Origin of the sequence: Amycolatopsis australiensis, from assembly GCF_900119165.1 — a bacterium.
Lineage (GTDB): Bacteria > Actinomycetota > Actinomycetes > Mycobacteriales > Pseudonocardiaceae > Amycolatopsis > Amycolatopsis australiensis.
In genome coordinates, this window is record NZ_FPJG01000006.1 from 1111303 (window position 1) to 1130326 (window position 19024).

At 71.0% G+C, this 19024-nt stretch carries 20 protein-coding genes; 13 read left to right on the forward strand and 7 right to left on the reverse strand.

Going from position 1 to position 19024, the window contains the following annotated elements:
- Nucleotides 1-55: 55 nt before the first annotated feature.
- The 4 genes from BT341_RS06495 to BT341_RS06510 all read right to left on the reverse strand — a co-directional run bounded on the left by BT341_RS06495 (nt 56) and on the right by BT341_RS06510 (nt 3540).
- The gene (locus BT341_RS06495; RefSeq protein WP_072475406.1) at nt 56-817 is read right to left on the reverse strand and encodes a hypothetical protein; all 762 of its coding nucleotides are present in this window, start codon (nt 815-817) and stop codon (nt 56-58) included.
- Nucleotides 814-1731, reverse strand: coding sequence for an ABC transporter ATP-binding protein (locus BT341_RS06500; RefSeq protein WP_072475407.1), 918 nt, complete (start codon nt 1729-1731; stop codon nt 814-816). The genes BT341_RS06495 and BT341_RS06500 overlap by 4 nt, the downstream gene beginning before the upstream one ends.
- Before the next feature lie 100 nt (nt 1732-1831).
- Nucleotides 1832-2584: an ABC transporter permease gene (locus tag BT341_RS06505; RefSeq protein ID WP_072475408.1), complete on the reverse strand. Its 753-nt coding sequence runs from the start codon at nt 2582-2584 to the stop codon at nt 1832-1834.
- A 17-nt stretch (nt 2585-2601) separates the two neighbouring features.
- Complete coding sequence (locus BT341_RS06510; protein ID WP_072475409.1) at nt 2602-3540, reverse strand: ABC transporter ATP-binding protein; 939 nt, start codon at nt 3538-3540, stop codon at nt 2602-2604.
- Between the two features lie 196 nt (nt 3541-3736).
- Here BT341_RS06510 and BT341_RS06515 point away from each other — a divergent pair, with 196 nt between their 5' ends.
- Entirely contained in the window at nt 3737-4324 is a 588-nt protein-coding gene (locus BT341_RS06515; RefSeq protein ID WP_072475410.1) for a TetR/AcrR family transcriptional regulator, read from the forward strand.
- A gap of 68 nt (nt 4325-4392) precedes the next feature.
- Nucleotides 4393-5298, forward strand: a complete 906-nt coding sequence (locus BT341_RS06520) for an SDR family NAD(P)-dependent oxidoreductase (RefSeq protein ID WP_177329043.1) — start codon at nt 4393-4395, stop codon at nt 5296-5298.
- Between the two features lie 13 nt (nt 5299-5311).
- Here the strand turns inward: BT341_RS06520 and BT341_RS06525 are convergent, their stop codons facing one another.
- The 3 genes from BT341_RS06525 to BT341_RS06535 are packed head-to-tail and all read right to left on the reverse strand — an operon-like array spanning nt 5312 to nt 7805.
- Nucleotides 5312-5956: a class I SAM-dependent DNA methyltransferase gene (locus tag BT341_RS06525; RefSeq protein WP_072475411.1), complete on the reverse strand. Its 645-nt coding sequence runs from the start codon at nt 5954-5956 to the stop codon at nt 5312-5314.
- 17 nt (nt 5957-5973) lie between these two features.
- Complete coding sequence (locus BT341_RS06530; RefSeq protein WP_072475412.1) at nt 5974-6630, reverse strand: response regulator; 657 nt, start codon at nt 6628-6630, stop codon at nt 5974-5976.
- The gene (locus BT341_RS06535) at nt 6627-7805 is read right to left on the reverse strand and encodes a sensor histidine kinase (RefSeq protein ID WP_425426464.1); all 1179 of its coding nucleotides are present in this window, start codon (nt 7803-7805) and stop codon (nt 6627-6629) included. Before BT341_RS06535 ends, BT341_RS06530 begins: the two co-directional genes overlap by 4 nt.
- 194 nt (nt 7806-7999) lie before the next feature.
- On the opposite strand from BT341_RS06535, the gene BT341_RS06540 reads away from it, so the two are divergent.
- From BT341_RS06540 to BT341_RS06590, 11 genes are all read left to right on the forward strand, one after another.
- Complete coding sequence (locus tag BT341_RS06540; RefSeq protein ID WP_177329044.1) at nt 8000-9514, forward strand: dynamin family protein; 1515 nt, start codon at nt 8000-8002, stop codon at nt 9512-9514.
- Nucleotides 9515-9574: 60 nt separating this feature from the next.
- Nucleotides 9575-10222 carry a hypothetical protein gene (locus tag BT341_RS06545; RefSeq protein ID WP_072475415.1) on the forward strand — a complete coding sequence of 216 codons (648 nt, stop codon included), beginning with the start codon at nt 9575-9577 and terminating at the stop codon, nt 10220-10222.
- A 43-nt stretch (nt 10223-10265) separates the two neighbouring features.
- Entirely contained in the window at nt 10266-10745 is a 480-nt protein-coding gene (locus BT341_RS06550; protein WP_072475416.1) for a YqeB family protein, read from the forward strand.
- A complete protein-coding gene (locus BT341_RS06555) occupies nt 10742-11356 on the forward strand; it encodes a TetR/AcrR family transcriptional regulator (protein ID WP_072475417.1) in 615 nt (204 codons plus the stop codon). Before BT341_RS06550 ends, BT341_RS06555 begins: the two co-directional genes overlap by 4 nt.
- Before the next feature lie 18 nt (nt 11357-11374).
- Nucleotides 11375-11767 carry a nucleotide exchange factor GrpE gene (locus BT341_RS06560; RefSeq protein ID WP_072475418.1) on the forward strand — a complete coding sequence of 131 codons (393 nt, stop codon included), beginning with the start codon at nt 11375-11377 and terminating at the stop codon, nt 11765-11767.
- Nucleotides 11764-13602 (forward strand): dynamin family protein, encoded by a 1839-nt coding sequence (locus BT341_RS06565; RefSeq protein WP_072475419.1) that lies wholly within the window; start codon nt 11764-11766, stop codon nt 13600-13602. Before BT341_RS06560 ends, BT341_RS06565 begins: the two co-directional genes overlap by 4 nt.
- A gap of 100 nt (nt 13603-13702) precedes the next feature.
- Entirely contained in the window at nt 13703-14404 is a 702-nt protein-coding gene (locus BT341_RS06570; protein ID WP_072475420.1) for a hypothetical protein, read from the forward strand.
- A 353-nt stretch (nt 14405-14757) separates the two neighbouring features.
- Nucleotides 14758-16581 (forward strand): phosphoenolpyruvate carboxykinase (GTP), encoded by a 1824-nt coding sequence (locus BT341_RS06575; protein ID WP_072475421.1) that lies wholly within the window; start codon nt 14758-14760, stop codon nt 16579-16581.
- 81 nt (nt 16582-16662) lie between these two features.
- Nucleotides 16663-17505: a TIGR03621 family F420-dependent LLM class oxidoreductase gene (locus tag BT341_RS06580; protein ID WP_072475422.1), complete on the forward strand. Its 843-nt coding sequence runs from the start codon at nt 16663-16665 to the stop codon at nt 17503-17505.
- 13 nt (nt 17506-17518) lie between these two features.
- Nucleotides 17519-18394 carry an LLM class F420-dependent oxidoreductase gene (locus BT341_RS06585; protein ID WP_072475423.1) on the forward strand — a complete coding sequence of 292 codons (876 nt, stop codon included), beginning with the start codon at nt 17519-17521 and terminating at the stop codon, nt 18392-18394.
- On the forward strand, nt 18391-18996 hold the full coding sequence (locus tag BT341_RS06590; RefSeq protein ID WP_072475424.1) for an ABC transporter ATP-binding protein: 606 nt from the start codon (nt 18391-18393) through the stop codon (nt 18994-18996). Before BT341_RS06585 ends, BT341_RS06590 begins: the two co-directional genes overlap by 4 nt.
- Nucleotides 18997-19024 lie beyond the last annotated feature (28 nt).

Sequence of the window (19024 nt, forward strand, 5' to 3'; positions counted from 1 at the left end):
AGCCATTTCATCTTTTCTTAACATGGATTTTTGCGGTATGAGTGCGCGATCACGCTCAGGCGTCACGCCGCGCCGTGACGAGCACGCCGGCCACGAACAGGGCAACGCAGATCGCCGCGAAGTAACCGAGGTAGCCCCACGGCCCGAGCGGTGCCGACGGCAGCTGGAGCGGGCCGGAAGCGAACCCGCCCGCGCCGACGAACACGTCGGCCGCGTGGAACGGCATCCACTGGTAGATGTGCTTGCCCGCGCCCGGGATGAAGATCACCACGCCTTCGAGCACCTGCGTCCACACGAGCACCACGGTCAGGGCGAACGCGACGCTGCGCAGAAGCAGGGCGACGCCGACGCCGGCCACCGCCGAGAGCAGGAAGACGACGCTCTGCCCGAGCACCGAGCGCCAGTCGGCGCCGGTGTGCAGCGTGAGGTCGGCGTCCGGCTGCACCAGCGTCGCCAGCCCCCAGGAGCCGAAGCCGACGACCAGCCCCAGCACGGCGGCGACCGCGCCGACCACGGCCACCTTCGCCAGCAGCGCCGGCACCCGGCTCGGCACGGCCTGGAACGTCAGCCGCATCGTGCCCCAGTTGAACTCCGACGCCGTCGCGAGCACCGCGAGCACGAGCAGCACGGTCCGGCCGTTGCCGCTCGCGAGCTGCGTGTTGCCGACGGTCGGCGGGATCTCCGGGCCGGCCAGCGCGAAGAACAGCGCGGTGAAGCCGAGCGGCGCGGCGACGGCGATGGCCAGGCACCACCACGGCGCCCGGGTGCTGAAGAGCTTGATGCGCTCGGCGCGCAGCAGGTTCGTCGCGGTCGTCATCGGGCCTCCGAGGTGGACGCGGCGGGGAACTCGACGGCTTCGCGGGTCAGATCGAGGTAGGCCTGCTCGAGCGAGCCGGTGACCGGGCTCAGCTCGTGCAGCGTCGCGCCGGCGTCGAAGGCGAGCTGCCCGATCCGGTCACTGTCCAATCCGGACACCACGAAGGCGCCGTCCGACTCGGTGAACTCGGCCCGCGCGGCGGTCAGGGCGCTCCGCAGCTCGGCGGCGTGCGGGGTGCGCACGCGCACGCCGTGTGCGCTCGTCCGCGCGACGAAGTCGTCCATCGTGCCCTGGTAGATCAGCCGCCCGCGGCCGATCACGACCAGGTCCTGCGCGGTCTGCGCCATCTCGGGCAGCAGGTGGCTGGACACGAACACCGTGCGGCCCTCGGCGGCCAGCGCGTGCAGCAGCTGCCGGATCCAGGCCATGCCCTCGGGGTCGAGGCCGTTGACCGGCTCGTCGAACAGCAGCACGCGCGGGTCGCCGAGCATCGCGGCGGCGATCCCGAGCCGCTGTTGCATGCCGAGTGAATACTGCAGGACGCGGGTCTTGGCGACGCTCGTCAGCCCGACCAGGCTGAGCACCTCCTCGACGCGGCCGGCGGGGATGCCGTTGGTCGCGGCCAGCCAGCGCAGGTGGTCGCGCCCGCTGCGGCCGGGGTGGCGCCAGGTGGCGTCCAGCATCGCGCCGACCGTCCTGAGTGGATCTTTCAGCTGCCGGTAGGGCACGCCGTCGACGAGCACCGAGCCCCCGTCGGGCGTGTCGAGGCCGAGCACCAGCCGCATGGTCGTGGACTTGCCGGCGCCGTTCGGGCCGAGGAAGCCGGTGACGCGTCCGGACCGGGCGGTGAACGTCAGCCCGTCGACCGCCGTGGTGGTGCCGTACCGCTTGGTCAGTGCGTTCGCTTCGATCATGCGCTCCCCTGTCCCGTCCTCCGGGAGCCTATCGGCAAGCGGGAATCCGGGTCGCCCCCCGACAGCGCGACCCGGATTCCCGTTCCCCTGTATCCCCTTTTCAGGCGTCCCGCTTCTTCGCGACCCCGAGCGCGACGAGCAGGAACACGATGGCGATGCCCGCGAAGTAGGCCAAGGCCCAGCCCGGGCTCAGCGGCGAGTCCGACGGCGCCGGGCCGTCGCCCGCGACGGCCGAGCCGCGCAGGAACTTGTTCGCCACGTTGAACGGCAGCCACTCGTGGATGTGGTGGCCGACCTTCGGGATCAGCTGCACCAGCTCCTCCACGGCCAAGTAGTAGATGAGCAGCAGTGCGATGGCGCCGGCGCTGTGCCGGACCAGGATCCCGAGTGCGACGGCGAGCACGGCGCTGATGGCGAACACCGGCCCGAGCCCGGCGACGTTCGTCCAGTCCTGCGCGGTGTGCAGGCCGAGGTGGTCGTTCGGCCGCATCAGCACGCCGAGGCCCCACGCGCCGAACGCGGCGAGCTCGCCGATGACCAGCGCGACCGCCGCGACGACGATCGCCTTGGCGACGAGCGCCGGCGAGCGGTGCGGCACCGCCTGGAACGTCGTGCGGATCGTGTTGAAGCGGTACTCGGTGGTCACCGCGAGTGCGGCGAGCACCATGACGACGGCGATGCCGAACTGGGAGCCGCCGAACTGGGTGGCCGAGATCGAGATCGGCTGGTCGGCCGGCGACGCGCCGGCGATGATGGCGGCGAAGCCGATGGTCAGCGCGAGCGTGATGAGCGCGCACCACCACGGCGAGCGGGTGGAGAACAGCTTGATGCGTTCGACCGCGAGCAGGTTCATGATCTTGGTTTCCCCGGTTACTTGGCGGACTCGAGCACGTGCTGCGCCTCGGCGTCGAGACCGGTGTGGTACTCGACGGAGTCGCCGGTGATCTGCATGAAGGCCTGCTCGAGCGAGCCGGTCTGCGGGCTCAGCTCGTGCAGCACGATGCGGTTGGCGGCGGCGATCTCGCCGATCTTGTCGCTGTCCATCCCGGACACGACGAGCGCACCCGCGTCCTCGACCACCCCGGCGCTGGCGCGCTGCAAGGCGTCCCGCAGCTCGGCCAGCTGCGGCGAGCGCACCTTGACCGTGTTCTCCGCGGCGCGGGCGACGAAGTCTTCGGTGGACGACTGCGAGATCAGCTGTCCCCGGCCGATCACCACGAGGTTGCTCGCGGTCAGCGCCATCTCCGACAGCAGGTGGCTCGACACGAACACGGTGCGGCCTTCTTCGGCCAGCCGGTGCATGAACTTCCGGATCCAGAGGATGCCCTCGGGGTCGAGGCCGTTCACCGGCTCGTCGAACAGCAGCACCTCGGGGTCGCCGAGCAGGGCGGCCGCGATGCCGAGCCGCTGCGACATGCCGAGCGAGAACCCGCCGGCGCGCTTGTTCGCCACGCTGGTCAGGCCGACGATCTCGAGGACCTCGTCGACGCGGGAAGCCGGGATGCGGTTGGACTTCGCCATCCACAGCAGGTGGGCGCGCGCCGAGCGGTTCGGGTGCACCCACTTCGCGTCGAGCAGGGCGCCGACGGTGCGCAGCGGCTCCTTGAGGTCGTGGTACTTCTTGCCCCCGATGGTGACCTGGCCGCCGGTCGGGTTGTCCAGGCCAAGGATCATGCGCATGGTGGTGGACTTGCCCGCCCCGTTCGGGCCGAGGAAGCCGGTGACCTGACCCGCGGCCACGGAGAACGACAGGTTGTTCACCGCCAGCGTCTTTCCGTACCGTTTGGTGAGGCCGGTTGCCTCGATCATGGCTGCTCCTCTTCCGCCCCTCGCTTGCGACGTACCCATCGTCGCGGTTCGGGGCCGTTCGCGCGTCACCCTGCAGACCGAACCGCGCCCCCTACCTGAGTAGTACCTTGCTGGCTCTTCGGCCGATGCGCGATCCGTGATGACCCTGAGCCGACCCTGATTCGACGTCATTAATGAACTGTGGTTCAATAATGACGTGGCCCGGCCGAGGAGCATCACGGACGAGCGGCTGCTGGGCGCGGCGGAGACCGTGATCGGCCGCTGCGGTCCGGGTTTCACGCTCGCGCAGGTGGCCGCGGAGGCGAACGTCTCGGTCGGCACGGTCGCGCAGCGGTTCGGCTCCAAGAGCGGCCTGCTGCAGGCGATGAGCCGCCGGGCCACGCGGCGGGCGGTCGAGCAGATGCGGGAATGCGCGGAGCGGGCGGACGACCCGGTCGACGGCCTGCGCGCCGCGGCCGTGTCGGTCTACGCGGTGCTCGGCGACGCCGAGGAGGCGGCGAACCACCTCGGCCAGCTCGGCGTGGACATCGGCGATCCGGTGCTGCGGTCGCTGCTGGGCGAGCACTTCACGGCGGTCGAAGGAGAACTGCGGCGGCTGGTGCGGGCCGCGGCTCCCGAGCTGCCGCACGCCCCGAGCGTGCCGCGCGCGGCCCGGGTGGTACTCGACGTGATCAACGGGGTGTCGATCGACTGGTCGATCCGGCCGCACGGGCGGCTGGCCGACCGGCTGGCGGAGGACGTCGACGCGGTGCTGTCCGCGTGGCGGGGACGGGAGGACGCATGAGTGAGCTGGCGAACGAATCGAATTCGACACTGAGTGAGCTGGCGAACGAATCGAATTCGACACTGAGTTTGCGGGGCAAGGTCGCCGTGGTCACCGGCGCGACGCGGGGCTGCGGCCGGGCGATCGCGGTGGAGCTGGGCCGCGCGGGCGCGACGGTGTACGTCACCGGCCGCACGACGCGCGAAACGACGTCACCGATGAAGCGCCCGGAGACGATCGAAGAGACGGGCGAGCTGGTCGAGGCGGCCGGCGGCACGGCCGTCGTGGTCCGCTGCGACTTCACGTCCGTGTCCGATGTGGACGCCTTGAAGGCGCGCGTCGAGTCCGAAGTGGACGGCATCGACATCCTGGTCGACGACGTCTGGGGCGGCGACATGTACTTCCACTTCGACGCGCCGTTCTGGGAGACGCCGCTGGAGGACGCGCTGAACCTGACGCACAACGCGCTCGACACGCACCTGATCGCGCTGCACAAGCTGCTGCCGCTGGTGGTCGCGCGTCGCGGCCTGGTCCTCGAGGTGACCGACGGCGACAACGACGACTACGTCGGCGCGGGTCTGCCGTACTACCTGGCCAAGTGCGGCATCCGCGCGCTCGGCCGGGCGCTGGGGGTGGAGCTGAAGAAGAACGGCTGCGTCGGCCTCGCGGTGACGCCGGGCTTCCTGCGCTCGGAGTCGATGCTCGACCACTTCGGGGTGACCGAGGAGAACTGGCGCGACGCGGTCGGCGAGCTCGCCCCGCACGACTTCAAGATCTCCGAGACGCCGTACCTGCTGGCCCGCGGGGTGGCGGCACTGGCGCAGGACCCGCGGGTCGCCCGCTTCGCCGGGCAGACGCTGGCGTCGTGGACGCTGATGAAGGAGTACGGCTACACCGACGTCGACGGCGACCGCCCCGACTTCGGCCGCTGGCTCACCGAGGTCCGCCACGCGGGCAAGGACCCGGCGACCACCCCGCCGGACGATTTCCGCTGAGCGTCGAGCGGCGTCAGCTCGGTTTGCGGGCGAGCAGGTAAGCCTGCGGCGTCTTTTCGTGCGGCGGCTCGGGCTCCCGGACCAGCCGGGCTTCCATGGTCAAACCGGCGGCGGTGCACAGGCCGGCCACGAAATCCAGCGGCAAGCGGTACGCGTCGAACGAAACTTCGCGGCCATAGCCCTGGGTGATCCGGCGACGCTCGTCGCCGACCTGGAACGCCGCCAGCAGCCGTCCGCCCGGGGCCAGCACGCGCGCCAGTTCGGTCACGACCGGGGCCAGCAGCTCCGGTGGCGTGTGAATCAGCGAGTACCACGCCAGCGCCCCGGCGAGGCACCCGTCGTCCAGCGCCAGGGCGTTGAGCGAGCCGACCTCGAAACGCAGGTCCGGATGCGCCCGGCGAGCCACCTCGACCATGCCGGGCGAAAGGTCGACGCCGAACACGTCCAGCCCCAGCGAGGCCAGGTGTCCCGTCACCCGTCCCGGGCCGCAGCCCAGGTCGCCGACCGGGCCGCTCCGGCCGACCAGCTCGGCGAACGTGCCGAGCATCGCCCGGTCCCACGGATTGGCGTCCAGCGCGTCCCGGTGCGCCTCGGCGTACGAGTCGGCGACGGTGTCGTAGGCCGTCCGGGTCTGGATCACGTAGTCAGGTTCGGTCACGAGCCCAGACCCTAGAGCTAGCCGAGGCCGGGACGGGCGAGGCCGGTTTCGTAGGCCAGCACCACCGCCTGCACCCGGTCCCGCAGCTCCAGCTTCGCCAGGATCCGCCCGACGTGCGTCTTCACCGTCGCTTCGGAGAGGAACAGCGCCTCGGCGATCTCCAGGTTCGACATGCCCTTGGCGATCAGCACGAGCACCTCGCGCTCGCGGTCGGTCAGCACGTCCAGCTCCGCGGTGTCGCGCAGCGGCGAGCCGCCGGCCCCGACGAACCGGTCGAGCAGCCGCCGGGTCACCGACGGCGACACGACCGCGTCGCCCGAGGCGACCGCCCGCAGCGCCGACACCAGGTGGTCGGGCTGGGTGTCCTTGAGCAGGAACCCGCTGGCCCCGCCCTGCAGGGCCGCGTAGACGTACTCGTCGAGGTCGAACGTCGTCATCACCAGCACGCGCGCGGTGCGGTCGGCGACGATCCGCTTGGTCGCCTCCACGCCGTCGAGCACCGGCATCCGGACGTCCATCAGCACGACGTCGGGGCGCAGCTCTTCGGCCAGCTTGATCGCCTGCGCGCCGTCGCCCGCCTCGCCGACGACGTCGATGTCGGCCTGCGCGCCCAGCACCATCCGGAACCCGACGCGCATCAGTTCCTGGTCGTCGACGACCACGACACGGATCACTTGTCCAACCTAACCGGCAGGGCCGCGCGGACCTGCCACCCACCACCCGGGGCCGGGCCCACTTCCAGCGTCCCGCCGTACACGTGCGCGCGCTCGCGCATGCCGATGACGCCGTTCCCGCCGGGCAGCCGCTGGTCACCGCGCGCGGTGGCCGCGGCCAGCTGCGGGACGCGGCCGCCGCCGTCGTCGGACACCAGCACCTCCACCAGGTCGCCGGTGCGGTGCACCCGCACCGCCGCGGTCGCGCCGCGCCCGGCGTGCTTGAGCGTGTTCGTCAGCGACTCCTGCACGATCCGGTAGATCCCGAGCGAGACGCCGGCCGGCAGGTCGCCCAGCTCGTCGGTCTCCAGCTCCACCGGCACGCCGGCCGCGCGCATCCGCTCGGCGAGGTCGGCGATGGCGTGCGCGTCCGGCTGCGGCACGCGCGGCTCGCCGTCGGCGTCGTCGCTGCGGAGCACGTCGAGCAGGCGACGCAGCTCGCCGAGCGCGCCGCGGCCGGTCTCGGAAATCGTTTGCAGGGCCCGGTGCGCGAGTTCGGGGTTGCTCTCGATCGCGTACGACGCGCCGTCGGCTTGCACCACCATCACGCTGACGGCGTGCGCGACGACGTCGTGCAGCTCGCGCGCGATCCGGCCGCGTTCCTCCGCCACCGCGATCCGGGTGGCCTGGTCCCGTTCGGTTTCGAGCAGGTGCAACCTGGCCTCCACTTCCACGTCGTAGGCGCGCCGGGCGCCGACGAACTCGCCGAGCGTCCAGCACAGGGCGATGCCGAACGCGAGGAACAGGATCGCGATCACCAGCTCGTCGTCCGGCGGTTCGAGCGCCAGCTGGACGGCCGAGGCGACGACGACCGCGCCGACGAAGACCAGCCCCTGACGGCGTCCGGCGTAGACGACGACCGAGTAGATGCTCATCGCCAGCCCGGCGGCGCTGCCGATGCCGAGCATCAGCGTCGCGTGCACGATGCTGACCACCAGTACGACGTAGGCCGACCACAGCGGCGACTTCCGCCGGAACACCAGCGGCGCGACCATCGCGAGGTTGACCGGCACGGCCACGTACCAGGGCGGCAGCTCCGGCAGGTCGGCCAGCTGGTCGGCGACGAACAGCAGCATGTCGACCAGGCCCAGCAGGACGGCCAGCACCGTGTCGCCCGCCATGGGGTGGGCACGCATCCAGAGGCTCAGCCGTCGCACCACACAACACTAGGTCGCGCGCTCCGGACGGCGCGTCGTTCGGCGGTACCACCTTGGGTGCGACCTTCGGATGACCGGCATGGCACGATTCACCCGGGGGTTGTCCGAACGACCGGGGAGGACTGGGGGCCGTGACGTCACCGGAGCAGGGCCGGCTCGCGGGTCCGCTGTCGATGTCGGTGGCCAACCTGTGTCACCGGCTGCAGTCGCAGGTCTCCGCGCGCACCGCGGCCGGCTTCGCCGAGGTGCTGCGCCGGCTCGGCGCGCCGCTGCAGGTGGCCGTCGCCGGCCGGATCAAGTCGGGCAAGTCCACGCTGGTCAACGCGCTGATCGGGCGCCGGGTCGCGCCGACCGACATCGGGGAGTGCACGCGGCTGGTGACCCGGTTCCAGTACGGCACGGTCGACCGCGTCGAGATCGTCTTCACCGACGGCCGCAAGCAGGTGCTGCCCTTCGCGTCGGACGGGATGATCCCGGCCGAGCTGGGCGTCGACATCGAAAAGGTGTCGCACATCGAGGCGTACCTGACCAACGCCGTCCTGCAGGGCATGACGGTGATCGACACCCCCGGCCTCGGCTCGCTCGATGCCGCTTCGGTGTCGCGCACCGAGCAGCTCCTGGGCGCCGCGAAGCACCGTAAGGACGACGAAGAAGAAGGCTCCGACGAGCTGGACGACACCTCGCGCAACGCCGTCGCGGGCGCCGAAGCCGTGCTCTACGTCGTCACCCAGGGCGTCCGCGCCGACGACCAGCAGGCCCTCGCCGCCTTCACCGCCGCGACCGCGAGCCGCGAGGCTGGCCCGGTCAACGCCATCGCGGTGCTCAACAAGGCCGACACGATCGCGCCCGAGTCCGTCGAGGGTTCCGGAGGCGACGTCTGGAAGGCCGCGACGCTGCTCGCCGAGAAGCAGGCGTCGACGTTGAAGCCGCGCGTCGCCGACGTGCTGCCGGTGATCGGGCTGATCGCCGAGTCGGCCGAGTCCGGCGGGTTCACCTCGGCGGACGCCGAAGCGCTGCGGCAGCTCGCCGCCCTCGACGACGACGTCCTGCAGACCATGCTGATCTCGGCCGACATCTTCACCAGCTGGGAGTGCGACGTCCCGGCGGGCACGCGGCTGCGGCTGCTGGAGAAACTCGACCTGTTCGGCGTCTCGCACGCCGTCGAAGCCATCCGCAAGGAACCGGAGATCACCGCGGGCGCGCTGCGGCGGTCGCTGCTCGACGCGTCCGGGCTGGAAGCGGTGCGGCAGCGGCTGGCGGTCGTGTTCGCCGCGCGGGCCGACGGCATCAAGGCGGCCGCGGCGCTCGCGTCGGTCACCGCGCTCGCGCACGCGTCGGGCGACCCGGCCGAGCGCCAGCGCGTCCACGACGCCATCGAGGTGCTGCTCGCCAAGCCGGAGGCCCACCAGCTGCGGCTGCTCGAAGCGCTGACGCTGGTCGCCTCCGGCGCGGTCGACATGCCGGAGGACCTGGTCGAAGAGGTGCTGCGGGTCGGCAGCAACGCCGACATCGGCGCGCAGCTCGGCAAGCCCGGCGCGCCGCGGGCCGAGCTGGCCGCGCACGCGCTCGAACGGGCGGGCTGGTGGCGGTCGTTCGCGTCCTTCGGCGCGACACCCGCGCAGAGCCGCGTCGCGCACGTCGTGCACCGGGCCTACTTCCTGATGTGGCAGCAGGTGCGCGAAGCCTGAGTTTGTCGCTGCTTGCCGACTTTCCCCTGGACACCCCGCCTTTCCGCGTACTGTGAAAACGTGCGCCTAGAACACACGACATCGTGGCGAGCGGGCTGGAGCAGCGAGAACGAGATCGACGTCGCGCTGTACATCCGTGACGCCCTCGCCCTGTCCGTCTCCGAGGGACAGGTGCTGCCGCCGGTCGAGCCGCGCGTCCCGGTGCACATCCCGCCGGAGGTCGATCGCGCGGGCGTCCAGGCGCAGTGGGCCGACTGGTGGGTCGACCTGCTGGCCTTCCTCCGCAACCGCGACGACCCGGACCCGCGCAGCCCGCGCGCCCGCTACGGCCGTCCCGCGCTCGCCCAGGGCTCGGCGATGCGGCAGGCGGTCGAGTTCTTCGGCCCGGCCGCGGCCCGCCACTTCGCGAACGCGCGCGGGCCCGCACTGCGCGGCGCGGGTGAACCGGTGGACGGCACGCCGTGGGCGCCCGGCTTCTACCGGCGTCAGATCGTGGCCGGCGAGCGGCTCGGCCAGCTGGTCCGCGAGGCCGAGGTGCGGCTCGGGCGGCGGGCGTACCCGTTCCGGCTGAACGTCATCGAGATCTCCGTCGCCGGCGCGATCTGGCTGCGCACGGCCGAGGACCAGCTGCTCGTCTCCTCCCGCCTCGCCGAAGACGGGCCGGGCCTGGAGGCCGTGCTCCGCGAGGTGATCGACGAGCTGGTCTGACCCGGCTTTCATAAACCGAGCACGCGGTCTAATAATAGGCGGCGTGGAGACGACCGTCGACGAGCCGTCGTGGCTGCGCACCGCGTCCTGGATCGGCTGCCCGCTGGCCGGCGGCGTGCTCGGGGCGGGTGTGTGGGCCATCGCCGCCTGGGTTTCCGAGCTGCCCGCCTTCCCCTTCCAGGGCGTGTTCAAGGTGCTCACGAAACTGCCGCAGCCGTGGGCGACGCTCGCCGCGGTCGCCGGCGGGCTGGTCCTCGGCTTCGTGTTCGCCGTGCTCTGGGCCCACGAGCGGCTGGTGGTCACGGTGTCGCCGACCCGCGTCACGCTGGTCCGCGGGGACCGGAAACGCCGGATCGAGGCCGACCTCGAAGCGGTCTACCTCGACGGGAAGGAGCTCGTCCTGCGCACCACCGACGGCCGCGAGATCGCCCGCGAAAAGACCGACCTGCGCAACCACGAGCTGGCGCCGGCCTTCGCCGAGCACGGCTACCCGTGGCACGACGAGCCGCCGGTCGAGCGATGAGGACCGTCGACCCGGCCAAGCACGCGGCCAAGCGCGCCGCGATCGTCGACGCCGCAGTCGGCTGCTTCGCCGAGAAGGGCTTCGAGCGGACGACGACGGCGGACCTCTGCCGGGCCGCGGGCATCAGCTCCGGCAGCCTCTTCCACTACTTCCCGAACAAGCGCGCGGTGTTCACGGCGATCTTCACCGGCGACGCCCGCGAAACCGCCGGACGGCTGGCCGCGGCGGCCGAGGCGGCCGATCCGCTGGCCGCGCTGCTCGACGTGGTCAACGAGCTGGCGGGTCAGGTCGCGCACCCCGCCGTCGTCCGGCTGGTCCTGGAAGCCGCGGCGCAGGCCGCCCGCGACGACGAGTTCGCCGAGCTCATCCAGCGCAACGACCGCGCCCTCCGCGACGGCCTGGCCGTGCTGGTCGAGCGGGCCGCCGAGGCCGGGCTGATCGACCCCGGGCTCACCCCGCGTGCGGCCGCGGGCTGGGTCGCCGGGCTGATCGACGCGATGATCTCGCGGGCCGGCCTCGACCCGGACCTCGATCTCGCCGCCGAGCAGGCGATCCTCCGGACGATCCTGATCCGGTTCCTGCGTCCCGTTTCGCCCGCGGCCGGCGGCTGAATGAGGTTCACTGTGGTCATGGCGTGGTTTCGCAAGGACGGAACCGACCGCGGTTCCGCCGCGTCGGACACCGATGTGCACCCCCTGCAGCAGGTAGCCGCGTCCGATCTCGAGCGTGCCCTCGCCGATCGTCAGGCACTGATCCAGATGTGCCTGTACGCGCTGGACCGGGCCCGCAGCGGCGGCGTGGTCGAACGCCTCGAAGAAGGGCTCGCCGCGATCGGCGTCAAGGCCCTGCGGCCCGACGGCGAGCGGTTCGACCCGGCCCGCCACGAAGCGGGCGGCGCCGTCCCCACCGACGACCCGGCGCTCGACGGGATCGTCGCCGAAACCGAGGTCACCGGGTTCGCCGACCACGACCGGCTGCTGCGCGCGCCCATCGTCACCGTCTACGCGAAGAGGAATTCGTGAGCGCACCGACCGCGCCGAGCCTGCCCGCGCAGGTCCAGGCGGCGCGAGACCAGCTGCTGACCCTCGTCCGCGAAGCGGACGCGGACGCCGCGAAGTGGGTCGAGCAGGTCCGGAACGCCCGGCCGAAGAAGCCGTCCGTGGTGGTGGTCGGCGAGACCAACCGCGGGAAGAGCTCGCTGGTCAACGCGCTGCTCGCGATGCCGGGACTGTCCCCTGTGGACGCCGACGTGGCCACCGCGACCTACCTCGTGTTCGACCACGCCGAGACGTGGGGCGCGCAGGCCTGCTACCCCGGCCAGCTCGCGCCGGTGCCGATCGACCTCGGCCAGCTGGTCCACTGGGTGTCGGCCGCACACGAGCTGCCGCCGGGCCAGATCCCGCCCCGGTACGTCGAGGTCTCCGGGCCCGTCCCGCTGTTGGACCGGCTTTCCCTGGTCGACACGCCCGGCGTCGGCGGGCTCGACTCGATGCACGGCGAGCTGGCCAAGGAGGCCGCGGCGGGCGCGACCGCGCTGCTGTTCGTCGTCGACGCCTCGGCGCCGTTCACCTCGACCGAGCTGCGGTTCCTGCGTGACGTCGGCGAGCGCGTCGAGACCGTGGTGTTCGCGCTGACCAAGGTGGACATGTTCCGCGGCTGGCGCGAGGTCATGGAAGCCGACCGGCAGCTGCTGCGCGAGCACGCGCCCCGCTTCGCCGACGCGGTGTTCCACCCGGTGTCGGCGCGGATGTTCGAGACCGCGGCGAAGGCGCCGAACGAGCAGATGGCCGCGATGCTGCGCGAGAAGTCCGGCGTCGCCGCCGTCCAGACGGCGCTGCAGGAACTGCTGGTCGGCCGGTCGGCGATGCTCGGCGAGGCGAACACGCTGCGTGCGCTCTCCAGTGCTCTCGGCGAGATCAAGGCGAAGCTGCAGGCCGAGAGCCGCGCGCTCTCGGCCGGCGAGGCCGAGGCCGAGCAGCTGCGCGAACGCCGTGACCAGCTGCAGGCGGAACGGCGGACGTCGACCCGCGGCTGGCAGCTCAAGCTGCGCGGCGAGATCCAGCGCACCCGCGTCGAGGTCGGCCACGAGAGCAGCAGGCAGATGCGCGACGCGCAGACCCACTTCCGCCAGCTGATCGACGCGGCCAAGCGCGACGAGCTGGCGGCGCTGCCGCAGCAGGTCGACATCGCGCTGCAGACGACGTCGCAGCGGGTCTCGATGCTGCTCTCGCAGCGGCTGAACCAGGTCACCAACGTCTCACTGGCCGAGCTGTTCTCGCCCGAAGAGCTGGACGTCATCCGCGCGCAGTTCGCCAGGGCCGGCGGCCCGCCGGTGGTGCTGCGGCCGCCGGACAAGAAACCGCCGACGGCCGAGGACAAGCTGCTCGTCTTCATGGGCATCTCGGGCGGCGTCGGTGCCGGCAAGGTCGCCGCGCTGCCGCTGGCCGGCGTCGCCATCCTCAACCCCGTCGTGCTGCCCGCGACGATCATCATCGGCCTCGGCGCCGGCTGGTGGATGGCCCGCACCCGCAAGCACGCGGCCGACAAGCAGCACATGAAGCAGTGGCTCGTCGAGGCCATCGCGGACGCCCGCTCGACGCTCGACCAGCTGGTCGCCGAGCAGCTCATCGAGGCCGAGCAGCAGCTGTCGATGGCGCTCGACGAGGCGCTGAGCCGTCGCATCGACGCGATCGAGGCCGAGCTGAAGGAAGTCGACAAGACGATCAAGATGGGCGCGCAGGAACGCGCCAAGAAGATCGCGATCGTCTCGAAGCGGCTCAAGGAGGTCAGCGAGGGCCGTGACCGGGCCGAAGCCTTCCTCGGCCGGATCCGGGCACTGCGGGACAAGACGGCCTGACCGGCGTCCGGTTGTGGAGCGGAACCGAACCGGCATACGGTGAGTCATACCCTCCGACAGCAGGTCAGAGCGCGTTACCCGGTTCAAAGGGGGAAGGTCCATGTGGGTCGACGAGAGTGGCGGCAGCGACACCGACGCCTCCAGCCCGGACGCGATGACCGTCCACGTCGACGGTCAGGAGTACCAGGCCGAGGTCAACTACGACGTGAACGATGACGGGGTGAACGACACCGCGATCGTCGAGCACGACGACGGTTCGGCCCAGGCGTTCATCGACACGAACCACGACGGCGTGGCCGATCACTACGCCGTGCTGGACTCCACCGGGCACGTCGTCGAGCAAGCCGTCTACGACGAGGCCAGCGGTGAGTGGGTCGAGACCTCCGGGGGCGGGCACGACGACTCGGGCGCGAGCGGTCACGAAGACAGCTCCGGCGGCCACATCCACGCGGACCTGCCCGACGGCGAGGTCGACGCCGGCGTCGCGACGATCGACACCGACCACGACGGGCACAACGACACGGTGATCGTCGAGACGAAGAGCGGTGGCACCATCGCCTTCACCGACAAGGACGGCGACGGCGAGGCGGACGTCGCGATCCAGACCGAAGCGGACGGCACGACCACGACGTTCGAGCACACCGGGCCCGGCCAGTGGACCGAAGTCTCCAGTGGACTGATGGACTCGGGGACCGGAAGCGACCCGGCGTCCGACGCCGCCTGGGGCGAGGCCGGCACGCAGACGCTGGAAGGCGTCGCGCGCATCGACTCCGGCACGGGACAGTGGATTTCGCCGAACTGAAGTGACTCACGTCATAGTTTGAAAGCCCGGGGCTCCAGCCTCGGGCTTTCTTCATGTCTTCAATGAAAACGAGCAGGTCACAGTCGTGACGACGGCCACCGCAAGATTTTCGCCGAATACACCGATCCAGTGACCTCTGAATCGATTCCCTTATCGTTCTTGTGAGAGAACCTACACGTCAGCTCTCGGTTACTTGCCAGTCATGCGGCTACTCTCAGGGAATCCCAAACCACGCACACCGGTTCGCCAGCCGGTGCGCGAAGCCATTCGGTCGCACGAGCTTGAGGGTCGCGCCGGAACAGCGTCGTTCCGGTGGGGGCCCTCTTTTGCGTTCTCGGAAGTCAGGAGTAGAGATGACCGCAGTCGCCATCCCCGGGCTGGACACCGCGCCGACGACGCACAGTGGCGTGCTGTCCTTCGTCCGGGAGGTCGCCGAGCTGACCACCCCGGACCGCGTGGTGTGGGTCGACGGGTCCGACGAAGAAGCCGCCCGGATCAACCAGGAGCTGGTCGAGGCCGGCACGTTCGTGCAGCTCAAGTCGAAGCCAAACTCCTTCTGGGCCACTTCCGACCCAGGCGACGTCGCTCGCGTCGAAGACCGCACCTTCATCTGTTCCGAGCGGCCCGAGGACGCCGGTCCGACCAACAACTGGATGGACCCGGCCGAGATGAAGGCCACCATGACCGAGCTGTTCCGCGGCTCGATGCGTGGCCGCACGATGTACGTCATCCCGTTCTGCATGGGCCCGCTCGGCGACGAGAATCCCAAGCTGGGTATCGAAATCACCGATTTCGCCTACGTCGTCGCTTCCATGCGCGTGATGACGCGCGCCGGCCAGGCCGCGCTGGACAAGTTCATCGCGCCCGACGGCACCGAGCGCGAATTCGTCCCCGCCCTGCACTCCGTCGGCAAGCCGCTGGAGCCGGGCGAGAAGGACGTTCCCTGGCCCTGCAACGAAACCAAGTACATTTCGCACTTCCCCGAGGAGCGCGCGATCTGGAGCTACGGCTCGGGTTACGGCGGCAACTCCTTGCTGGGCAAGAAGTGCTACTCGCTGCGCATCGCCTCGGTGATGGCCCGTGACGAGGGCTGGCTCGCCGAGCACATGCTGATCCTCAAGCTGATCTCGCCCGAGGACAAGGTGCACTACGTCGCCGCCGCGTTCCCGAGCGCCTGCGGCAAGACGAACCTCGCCATGCTGCAGCCGACCATCCCCGGCTGGCGCGCCGAGACCCTCGGCGACGACATCGCGTGGATGCGCTTCGGCGAGGACGGCCGCCTGTACGCGGTCAACCCGGAGTTCGGCTTCTTCGGCGTCGCGCCGGGCACCGACTGGCACACCAACCCGAACGCGATGCGCACGATCGAGAAGGGCAACACGGTCTTCACGAACGTCGCCCTGACCGACGACGGCGACGTGTGGTGGGAAGGCATGGAGAACAAGCCGGCCCACGCGACGTCGTGGAAGCACCAGGACTGGACGCCGGACTCCGAGGAGAAGGCGGCCCACCCGAACTCGCGCTACTGCACGCCGATGTCGCAGTGCCCGATCCTGGCGCCCGAGTGGGACGACCCGAAGGGCGTGCCGATCTCGGCGATCCTGTTCGGCGGCCGCCGCAAGACGACGGTGCCGCTGGTGAACGAGGCCCGCGACTGGCAGCACGGCGTGTTCATGGGCGCCACGATGTCGTCGGAAACCACCGCTGCCGCGGCCGGCGCGGTCGGCAACGTGCGCCGCGACCCGATGGCGATGCTGCCGTTCCTCGGCTACCACGCCGGTGACTACTTCAAGCACTGGCTGAACCTGGGCAAGAACGCCGACGCGAACAAGCTGCCGAAGATCTTCTACGTCAACTGGTTCCGCCGCGGCGACGACGGCCGGTTCCTGTGGCCGGGCTTCGGCGAGAACTCGCGCATCCTGAAGTGGGTCGTCGAGCGGGTCGAGGGCCGCGGCAACGCCGTCGAGACGCCGATCGGCTTCGTGCCGCGCGCCGAGGACCTCGACACCGAGGGCCTGACCGAGCCGATCGAGGACATCCAGGCCGCCCTCGACGTCAAGCCCGAGGAGTGGCGCGAGGAGATCCCGCTGATCGAGGAGTGGTTCGAGAAGATCGGCGACAAGGTCCCAGCGTCGCTGCGTGACGAGCTCGACGCGCTGGCTCAGCGCCTGGGCTAGTCACCCCTGAACAGAAGGGGACGGCTCCCGGCCGCATCCGGGAGCCGTCCCCTTCTTCCATTTCCGGGTAGTTTCGCGGCCATGAGACCGTTCCGGTTCGGTGTGGCGTTGGTGGCGCCCGGCTCGCGCGCCGAGTGGGTGGCGAAGTGCCGGAAAGCCGAAGACCTCGGTTACGACGTCGTCGGGGTGGTCGACCACCTCGGGCGGGTCGCGCCGGTGCCCGCGCTGCTGCTGGCCGCCGAGGCCACCGAACGCGTCCGGCTCAATACCTTCGTGCTGAACGCGAGCTTCCACAACCCGGTGCTTCTCGCCCGCGACCTCACCGGGCTCGACGAGTTCACCGGCGGCCGGCTCGAGATCGGGCTCGGCGCCGGGTACGTCCGGGCGGAGTTCGAGGCCGCCGGCATCGAGTGGGGCACGCCGGGGCAGCGATTCGCGCGGCTCGTCCGCGCGGTCAGCGAAATCGAGCGCGCGTACGAGGGCCGTCCCCGGCCGCCGCTGCTGCTCGGCGGCCGCGGTGACCGCGTGCTGGCCTTCGCCGCCGAGCACGCCGACACCATCGCCTTCACCGGCACCGCACCCGGCGCCGCCGAAGGACCGCTGGCCCTGGCCGGGCCCGCCGCGCTCGCCGAGCGCGTCGATTTCGTGAAGCGGGCGCTCGGCGGCCGTGACGCCGAGCTCAACCTGCTGATCCACTTCGTCCGGGTCACCGGTGGACGGCGGGCCGCGCTGGAAACGGCCCATCGGCTCGTGCCGCACCTGGGTGCCGGCGAGCTGGCCGAGCTGCCGACGGTGGTCGTCGGGTCGGCGCAGGAGTGCGCCGACCAGTTGCGGCGCACCCGCGAGACGCTCGGTGTCAGCTACTTCACGGTCATCGAAGAGGACCTGGAGCGCCTGGCGCCGGTGATCGACAGCCTCCACTGAGTACCTTGTCGGTATGACGGGGGATTTCCGCTTCGGCGTCAACATGACCGTGCCGGACAGCCGGGCCGCGTGGGTGGCGAAGTGCCGCCAGGTCGAGGACCTCGGCTACGACGTGCTCTCGGCCGCCGACCACCTCGGCATGGCGCCGCCGTTTCCCGCGCTGGTGCTCGCCGGCGAGGTCACCGAGCGGGTCAAGCTCAACACGTTCGTGCTCAACGCGCCGTTCTACAACCCCGTGCTGCTCGCCCGCGAGGTCACCGGCACCGACCAGTTCACCGACGGGCGCTTGGAGCTGGGCCTCGGCGCCGGCTACGTCAAGGCGGAGTTCGAGGCCGCGGGGATGCCGTTCCCGTCCGCGCGCGAGCGTGTCGACCACCTCGAGCGGACGATCCTCGAACTGAAGCGGCTGTACGCGGACCCGGAGCACAAGCCCGCGCCGGTCCGTCCCGAAGGGCCGCCGCTGCTGCTCGGCGGCCGCGGTGACCGGATCCTGACCCTCGCCGCCCAGCACGCCGACACCATCGGCTTCACCGGCACGGCCAAGACGCCGGACGGCGCCGCCCTCGCCCCGGCGACGGCCGAGGACATCGAGGAGCGCGTCAGCTTCGTCCGGTCGAAGCTCCGCGGCCGCGACGCCGAGTTCAACCTGCTCGTGCACTTCGTGAAGGTCACCGAAGACCGCAAGGCCGCGCTCGAGGAGTTCGTGGACGCCTTCCAGGGCCGGATGACCGTCGACCAGCTCGCCGAGCTGCCGACCGTGCTGACCGGCAAGCCCGCCGAGGTCGCGGAGCAGATCCGGGCGCACCGCGAGCGTTTCGGCCTGACGTACTTCACCGTCTTGGAGCACAACATGGAGCAGTTCGCGCCGGTCCTCGAGCACCTCCGGTGATCGACGCGCGGGCGATCGGTGTCCGGGCCGGCGAGCACTGGCTGTTCGACGACCTGGACTTCTCCGTCGACCCCGGCGAGTGCGCCGCGATCGTCGGGCCGAACGGAGCCGGCAAGTCGACCTTGCTGCGCTGCTTCTACGGCATGCAGAAGCCGCAGCGCGGCCGCGTGCTGGTGGACGGGAAGGCCCCGGACGAGCGGGACGTCGAGTTCCGCCGCAAGGTGTCGGTGCTGTTCGACGACTCCGACTTCTTCGCCGAGCTGACCCCGTTGCAGCACCTGGAACTGCTGTCCGGTTCGTTCGGCGTGGACCTCGGCGAGCACGAGGAGCTGCTGCGTGACGCGGGCTTGGGCGAACGCGCGCGCGTCACGGCCGGGCACTTCTCGGCGGGCCAGCGCCGCCGGCTGCTCCTGCTCGGCGTCACCGCGCGGCCGCACCGGCTGCTGCTGCTCGACGAGCCCGAGCGCGCGCTGGACACTGCGGGCAAGGAGTGGCTGACCGAGGTGATCGCCCGGTCGACGGCGGCCGGCGCGGCGGTCGTGGTGGCCACGCACCACCCGCCGCTGCTCGAAGCCGCCGACAGCGTGCTCGAACTGTTCTGATGACGCAGCGGCGCAAGGTGCCTCGGTC